Source organism: Vibrio scophthalmi LMG 19158 (assembly GCF_000222585.1).
Taxonomy (GTDB): domain Bacteria; phylum Pseudomonadota; class Gammaproteobacteria; order Enterobacterales; family Vibrionaceae; genus Vibrio; species Vibrio scophthalmi.
In genome coordinates this window covers 1-6,617 of the sequence record NZ_AFWE01000222.1, presented here as the reverse complement: position 1 = coordinate 6,617, position 6,617 = coordinate 1, and the positions used below count along the sequence as shown (strand labels likewise).

The 6,617-nt window shown below is 42.6% G+C and carries 8 protein-coding genes; 1 reads left to right on the top strand and 7 read right to left on the bottom strand.

The annotated features are described in order from the left end of the window. Positions 1–270: 270 nt before the first annotated feature. On the top strand, positions 271–831 hold the full coding sequence (locus tag RH88_RS20755; RefSeq protein ID WP_005599744.1) for a DUF2726 domain-containing protein: 561 nt from the start codon (positions 271–273) through the stop codon (positions 829–831). 52 nt (positions 832–883) lie between these two features. Here the strand turns inward: RH88_RS20755 and RH88_RS20750 are convergent, their stop codons facing one another. The 7 genes from RH88_RS20750 to RH88_RS23120 all read right to left on the bottom strand — a co-directional run. Further along, the gene (locus RH88_RS20750; RefSeq protein ID WP_005599742.1) at positions 884–1,237 is read right to left on the bottom strand and encodes a hypothetical protein; all 354 of its coding nucleotides are present in this window, start codon (positions 1,235–1,237) and stop codon (positions 884–886) included. Between the two features lie 569 nt (positions 1,238–1,806). Further along, positions 1,807–1,965, bottom strand: a complete 159-nt coding sequence (locus RH88_RS23125; protein WP_005599740.1) for a YoaH family protein — start codon at positions 1,963–1,965, stop codon at positions 1,807–1,809. Positions 1,966–2,018: 53 nt separating this feature from the next. Then, on the bottom strand, positions 2,019–3,140 hold the full coding sequence (locus tag RH88_RS20745) for a conjugal transfer protein TraF (RefSeq protein WP_005599738.1): 1,122 nt from the start codon (positions 3,138–3,140) through the stop codon (positions 2,019–2,021). A 59-nt stretch (positions 3,141–3,199) separates the two neighbouring features. Next, positions 3,200–4,078, bottom strand: a complete 879-nt coding sequence (locus RH88_RS20740; protein ID WP_005599736.1) for a DUF2861 family protein — start codon at positions 4,076–4,078, stop codon at positions 3,200–3,202. Next, complete coding sequence (gene vxrB, locus RH88_RS20735) at positions 4,075–4,734, bottom strand: response regulator transcription factor VxrB (protein WP_005599733.1); 660 nt, start codon at positions 4,732–4,734, stop codon at positions 4,075–4,077. Before vxrB ends, RH88_RS20740 begins: the two co-directional genes overlap by 4 nt. After that, the gene (gene vxrA, locus RH88_RS20730) at positions 4,709–6,133 is read right to left on the bottom strand and encodes a sensor histidine kinase VxrA (RefSeq protein ID WP_050798526.1); all 1,425 of its coding nucleotides are present in this window, start codon (positions 6,131–6,133) and stop codon (positions 4,709–4,711) included. Before vxrA ends, vxrB begins: the two co-directional genes overlap by 26 nt. A 319-nt stretch (positions 6,134–6,452) precedes the next feature. After that, a partial coding sequence (locus tag RH88_RS23120) for an NAD(P)(+) transhydrogenase (Re/Si-specific) subunit beta (RefSeq protein ID WP_005599730.1) occupies positions 6,453–6,617 on the bottom strand: 165 nt, incomplete at its 5' end.

The window sequence follows — 6,617 nt, the reverse complement described above, 5'->3', positions numbered from 1 at the left end:
AATCACATAATGCGCACTGAGCTAGGGCTTCTTTAGGGGTGTAAAACACCAATGCCAATGCGCCGCTAGCCATTGATATACGTGATAATCCTAACCCGTAAACGACCTGCACAAGAAAATCATTTTTTGTGTGTGCCACACGTAAAATGGATAAACAGAAATATCTAGCTTGAATTCCCGGCTTGATTGCTGATTTTGTTTGAGCGTTCGCTCTTCTTTTTACGCAAATACTTGATATGCTTTAGTATCTAAAACGCAAAGGAACGCTAAATGGATCTCAACGTTGTCCTAATCGCAGTTGTTACTGTTTTCGTTTTGGTTGTTATTGGCCGATTATCAAGAAGACCAAATAGCAAACCGAACAAAAACACCACAACGACCGAGTATCTATACCAATCGAGAAATACCCTAGTCACCAAATCTGAACTGGCCTTTTATCGAGCACTGACCGTCTCGGTAAAAAACCGTCACCTCATTTTTTCCAAAGTACGCATTGCTGACGTGTTAAGCCCAAAGAAAGGTGAATATGACAAAAGTAACTGGCGGAGAGCGTTCAATCAAATCGCTTGCAAGCATTATGACTTTGTTCTGTGTGATCCTGAAACATTAGATATTCACATGGTGATTGAGCTAGACGACTCTAGCCATGAAAGAAGTGACAGAAAGAAACGCGATGTGTTTGTTGATGCTGCAACTGCGTCGGCTGGCATTACATTTAAGCGCTTCAAGGTTCAAAAATGCTATGACTATTTTGAATTAGAAAATGAACTGTATGGAATGACTCCAGCAGAAACCACGAAATCTGGACGAGTACTAGAGCTGCAATCATAACCGGATCTCCGTAATGGCTTACGGCGGAGTCACAATAAACGAGTTTGAATATTCAATGCAGTCTTCTTTTACTAACTTGGGTTTGATCTAATGAACGATATGATACGTCGCCGGTGTCAGCAGGATCGGCGATCATGAATTGCTCACCAAGATTAAAGGCTGCAACAATGATGGCTTTGGATTGTAGTTGCAGTAATTGGTAGGTTTCTAGAGCGTGTTCGAACAGTTCAAACTCAAAGCCTTTATCAGGTGTTGCAGCCCAAAACGTTTCCGTTGTTAGCTGGCCTTCTTTGAATGAATGCAAGAAATCACCACATTTAGGATTATGGATAAGCCAGCCATAAAAACTTGCCGAACTTGGCAGCTTCATCGCAATGCGTAATTGTTCTATATCTGGTTTTGTCATACTGCTATTCCTAAAGTGCTCACGTACGTCACTAGGTTAAAACGATACCATACTAATCAACGTAACGTGACCTTAGTTTAAAACCTCATGTTCCATTTCACCTCATTGCTAATCTATTTAACCGTTCAGCTCAGGTGTCCACCTAACCGTTTTGCATCCTCTCAAATTAGTTACGCTGTCACTACTGCTTCCTGTCTTTATTCTCCTTCCTCGTCGTTACTGGGCATAATAATGTGACAAGATAACGCACTAGTGAATATCACTGCCATTTCTATAGCAAAACCGACCAATAGATATGAGTTGTAATTTTATTACAGTTTCAGCTTTTTGTTTATGCATGCAAAATTAAACACTACTGTAAGTTACTGTAAAATATAAAATAATGAAGTTTGGCGCTAATAATGTAGCAAGTGTAACAGCGTCACGTTTGACTACTTTTCAATTGTGTCACTTTTGGTGAGGCGCTTTAATTAGTGCGTTTGTGCGCAGTATTGAGATGCGGTTATCGTTATAGTGCACTAGGTTCTAAATGACGGGCGTAAAAAAAGGCAGTCACCTGCCCTATTCTTTTACTGCTGGTTTTCAGCATCTTTTTTCGCATTCTCGCGAATTTGCGTTGCGACCATCTTAATCGCTTCTGCGGTGCTAATGCCCTGCGTCATTAGCTTTTGAATTTCTTCCACCGCTTTTTGCTGTTCTTCGTGGCTTAGGCTTAAATCATCAAACATAAAAAAGGCTCCTAATTTTAGGAGCCGACTATATTATGATTTCAAGGCGATTACTAGTAACTCGTCAGGAAGTTTACGTAACCACCCATCGAGTTTTCGTTAGTGTAACTCGCACCAATATCCATTTGGAAAAGATTTAATGGTGACAAACCAATACCCGCTGTATAGGTATCATCTAGATTGTCATAAGCCAAATTACGATTCCAACCCGCGCGAAGTTTTAGCTGACGTAAAATATCGATTTCGCCCCCGACTCGGATCATCTGTTGGTTATCATCAAAGTTAGTAAAGCGTTCTTCTTCTTTCAGGTCGTAATCAACACTCAAGGTAAAGTAGTCTGCTACGATGCCTGCACCCACGGTATATTGTGGTGACATTTCGTAAGCGTAAGATTTGTTGTTGACCATTTTGGTTTCAATATCGCGAGAGATTAGGTTCGAACCTGAGATACCTACCCGGAATGGACCATGGAACCACAAAAAACCAGCATCCATGTTAAACATGGTTTCAGCTTGACCATTTTCACGCAGATCTTTCAAATCGTAATTGTTTAAGTTTGCGTTATAGACGTAGGTATAAACTCTTTGCAGTTTTGGGGTGATGCCAAAAGAGATGTGCTGACCAAGGAAAGTTTGGTATTTCGCAAGAGAAAGCCCCGCCTCAGCAACTCCGATTGACACCGCTTCAACTGAACTGTTGGCCGCATCAACATACGCGTTGCCACTGCCTTCAGAAATATTCGCTGAAGCGAAAGATTCAGTGTATAACTTACCGAATGCGTTCGCAGCAATGAATCGGTTTGGAATAGCAAAGGCCACTACGCCACCCATTTCGAAGTTCAGGTTCTGACCTTTCAGATCATTCATCGCTTTAGCCAGTTCCGCATCGCTTCCCGGGGTATTGATGAAATCTTTAGTCTGATCCAGACCATCAACAAATGACCCACTGTCGGTATACTTCAAACCAAAACTTGGCGTGATCATACCAACGTCATCGTTGCGACGGTAAATGGCAGTTAAGGCTGGGTTGTAAAAAGGGGCAGTTAGAAAGTTAGCCGAAACAACGCCAACACCGCCCATTGCGTCGCCGCGTGCTTCAACGGCATAGTTCGCAGCGTAACTGCTGCTTGCTGCAACAGCTAAGGTAAGAGGTAATAATTTAAATGCGGTTTTCATATCGATATTTTTCGTTGTGACCGTTGGACTTATATCGACACATTGTCTCTTATCTTTAGTTATTCCTCTACAGAAACATCATACGTTTTACTGATAATTTGCGCTTGTTCAACCATTATCTTACCTTGCCAACGTCGATGAATCATTGAAACCGCTAATACGTAACGCCCTGATTCTATTTGATCCATCGGTAGCGAGGTTGGATAGTCAGATTCATAGTTGCCACTCCAAACTTGGTTATACGTGCCGTCAACATAGTCGTATAGAGCCGTGTTCAATTTCGGTAATGGGCAATTGGTATTAAGCAGCGCGTGTTTTTCCACTTCCCAGTGATCTTTTGATGACCAACGAACCGTCATATCAGCTTGTGGATCACCGAGAACGAGCCATGAACTCCAAGATTCGTTGTCTTTGGTCACCACATCAATTCGATATAAACCCATCGGCAGTTTGTTGTTAATGTTGTAACGTTTCGAGTACGTCACCATCCCTGATTCGTTATTCTCTCGAACAATATCAAGGGTGTTATCGCTAGAGATCGATTTGTCGACCCAGCGCATTAAACTGATATCAGCGATCTCTCGCTGAGTTTGCACCTCAACGGTGGCGCGAAATGCATCTCGCCCTGGGCTTTGAATTTCAGTTCGCTTAACAACAATCCCTTTTAACCAATCGGGTAAGGTTTTATCGTCAAGGCTTTTACCACAATCCACTTCTAACGATTGTAACAATAAATCGTTGAGATGAGGTTTCAACGTAATGTTATCTTCTAGCTGCCACACTTCAACCAGCGATGAGAACATAGCATTCAGATCACCGTTAAGTAGATGTTTGTGTGTTTGAGTTAATGGTGAATTGCTGTCAAACCACGTTACACCATCAGCAGAAAGAGGAGCACTGATCAGTGCTCCCATCATCAATATGGATTTTGGTATCATGCTTTCATCTTGTAACCAACACCACGAAGCGTTTCGATCTCAAGACCTGGTAGCTTCTGACGTAACTGCAATACGTGGGTATCGACAGTTCGTGTTGTCGGGAAATGGTTGTAGCCCCATACGTGATCAAGAAGTTCATCACGCGTAAATACACGACCAAGGTTGCTGGCCAAAAACAGCAGCAAATCAAACTCAGTACGGGTAAGAGTGACTTGTAGATCGTTAAAGAATACTTCCCGAGTACTCTTATCAATCAATAAATTATCTGTTTTAACTTTGCTATCATCCTGCTCTTGACCATCAGGAGCACGAAGTTGAGCTCGAATACGCGCGAACAGTTCAGCTTCTGCGAACGGTTTTGTTAGATAGTCATTTGCGCCGGAATCTAGGCCTGCGACTTTGTCTTTTACTGTCACCAGCGCGGTAAGCAAAATCACTGGGATTTCTTTGATCGCTTTCCACTGTCCCAAATGAGATACAGAATCGCCATCTGGCAGTTGACGATCGAGAATCACAAGATCGGATTTCGCCCAATACTGTTCGACATCTGCAATTGTTTCGGCATGGAAGCACTCGTAACCGGCTTGTTCTAAGCTGACGAGTAAGCCGTCAGCAAGGTTTTTGTCGTCTTCAACGAGAAGCAGTGTCTGTTTCACAAGGTATCTCCAATATAAACGTTGTCGGCGGCCCAATGAGAGTCATCTTTCCTCCCATGCGCCCCACCATAGAGTCAACGATAGTTAAGCCCAAGCCTAGACCACTCTTACTAACGAAAGGTTTACGAACCTGACGCCAATCTTTCTGTGTTAAGAGCCCTTGGTCTATCACGCTGAACGTAATTTTATTTTTGGATGTTTTTACATCCAACTTAATCGGTTTAACTCCATATTTAACCGCGTTTCGAATCAGATTGTCGATGCACGTACCTAACCAGTAAACATTCAATTTGGCGGCCACATCATGATCGATGGCAAAATCGATCGGTGCTTTAAACTCTTCTTCAATCTTAAATTCTAACCACTCGGCGACAGATGGTACCCATTCTGAGGCCAGTGGTTTGTTATCAGACTGCAAATAATCTTTACTTGCTTCTGCTAATTGGCGCAATCTTCGAGAATCTTCGCATAATCGACGAAACTCGTCGTAAACGGATTCTGGGAGATGTTCAAATTCACGTCGGAAGCCTTCCACTGTCAGCGATAGACTGGCGATTGGTGTACGCAATTCATGGGTAAGAATTTGCAATACCAGCATACGACTTTGCATATCACGTCGCTTGGTGTTCCAGCGGTATATCGACCAACCAATAACCAGTAAAATATTGGCTATTACCAACGCTACCATACTGATCCTTAAAATATCAGCATGATCTTCCACATCCCAGCAGATGTTACCACGTTGCACAAAGCAGGTCGCGGACGCAGTTCCGTTGGATAAACTTAACCCCGCTCGTGTGACGTTTTTGCTCCACACCGATTCAGGATAAATATAGTAGCTATCATTTTTCCTTAGCCACAAATCCTCATCTTCGATAAACATACTGGCACCGGAAATCAGCGCGATTATGGTGTCTTCACTCATTCGTTGTAGACGACCAAGCAATGTTTTTTCTGCCGCAAATGGTCGCTCTTTGATGTGCATATATTGCTCGAGCGTTTCCACCTCTTGAGGGTGAGTGACAATGTAACGATTCGCGTACGTTCCCCCGCCCGGATGAATAAGTCCGCTGCGAGCAAACCATGTTGGGCTTAATGTATTGTTTTTACACATTGCACGCGTAAAGACTAATGGTTCCGTGACCAAAGGGCTTAGCGGCAATTTTCCAGTACAAGTCACCGACAATTGATAAAGTCGCTGAATATCGCGCAATGGATAACTTGAGGTTTGTGGTAGCATCGACTGCGGAGTAATCAGCCGAGTTGGGTAGTCTGACTGCAAGACTCGAATGTCATAGGACACCGAGGCTTCTGATGTTTTGAATAAATTAACAAATTTATCAATACGCTCAGGTAAAGAGTCAGCACTAGCGCTCCAAGAAAGAGCACTCAATGTCATTAACAGCGATTTGATGATGGTATGTTTCAAAGCAAAAACTTATTAAATCAACTATTTACCACTACAATGCCTGATTATGGCAAAAATTGACATTGAAAATGTAATATTCGTGTCAATTATGCAATGGATGAACAGGTTGCGGGCAACGAATAACGCAGGGTTCTTCAACATCAGCAGACATAGTGATCGATCTTGTAATAATTAACAACATCAACCGCCCTCCTCTCTTAACGTATTGACCAACAAAGCAGTTATACGACAAAACGCAGCTAAGAAAAAGGCCAGCTAATTGCTGGCCTTCGTAGTATTGGCATAAAGCTTATAGTGCTTTAGCAATCGCGTCTACACTCTCTTTCGCATCCCCAAATAGCATTTGAGTATTTTCTTTAAAGAACAGTGGGTTTTGTACACCAGCGTAACCAGTATTCATTGAACGCTTGAATACGATAACGTCTTTCGCATTCCAAACTTCCAATACTGGCAT

Excerpts from the sequence above, each read along its gene's own strand:
- RH88_RS20755 (WP_005599744.1), top strand. The coding sequence starts at position 271 with ATGGATCTCAACGTTGTCCTAATCGCAGTTGTTACTGTTTTCGTTTTG.
- RH88_RS20750 (WP_005599742.1), bottom strand. The coding sequence starts at position 1,237 with ATGACAAAACCAGATATAGAACAATTACGCATTGCGATGAAGCTGCCA.
- RH88_RS23125 (WP_005599740.1), bottom strand. The coding sequence starts at position 1,965 with ATGTTTGATGATTTAAGCCTAAGCCACGAAGAACAGCAAAAAGCGGTG.
- RH88_RS20745 (WP_005599738.1), bottom strand. The coding sequence starts at position 3,140 with ATGAAAACCGCATTTAAATTATTACCTCTTACCTTAGCTGTTGCAGCA.
- RH88_RS20740 (WP_005599736.1), bottom strand. The coding sequence starts at position 4,078 with ATGATACCAAAATCCATATTGATGATGGGAGCACTGATCAGTGCTCCT.
- vxrA (WP_050798526.1), bottom strand. The coding sequence starts at position 6,133 with ATGACATTGAGTGCTCTTTCTTGGAGCGCTAGTGCTGACTCTTTACCT.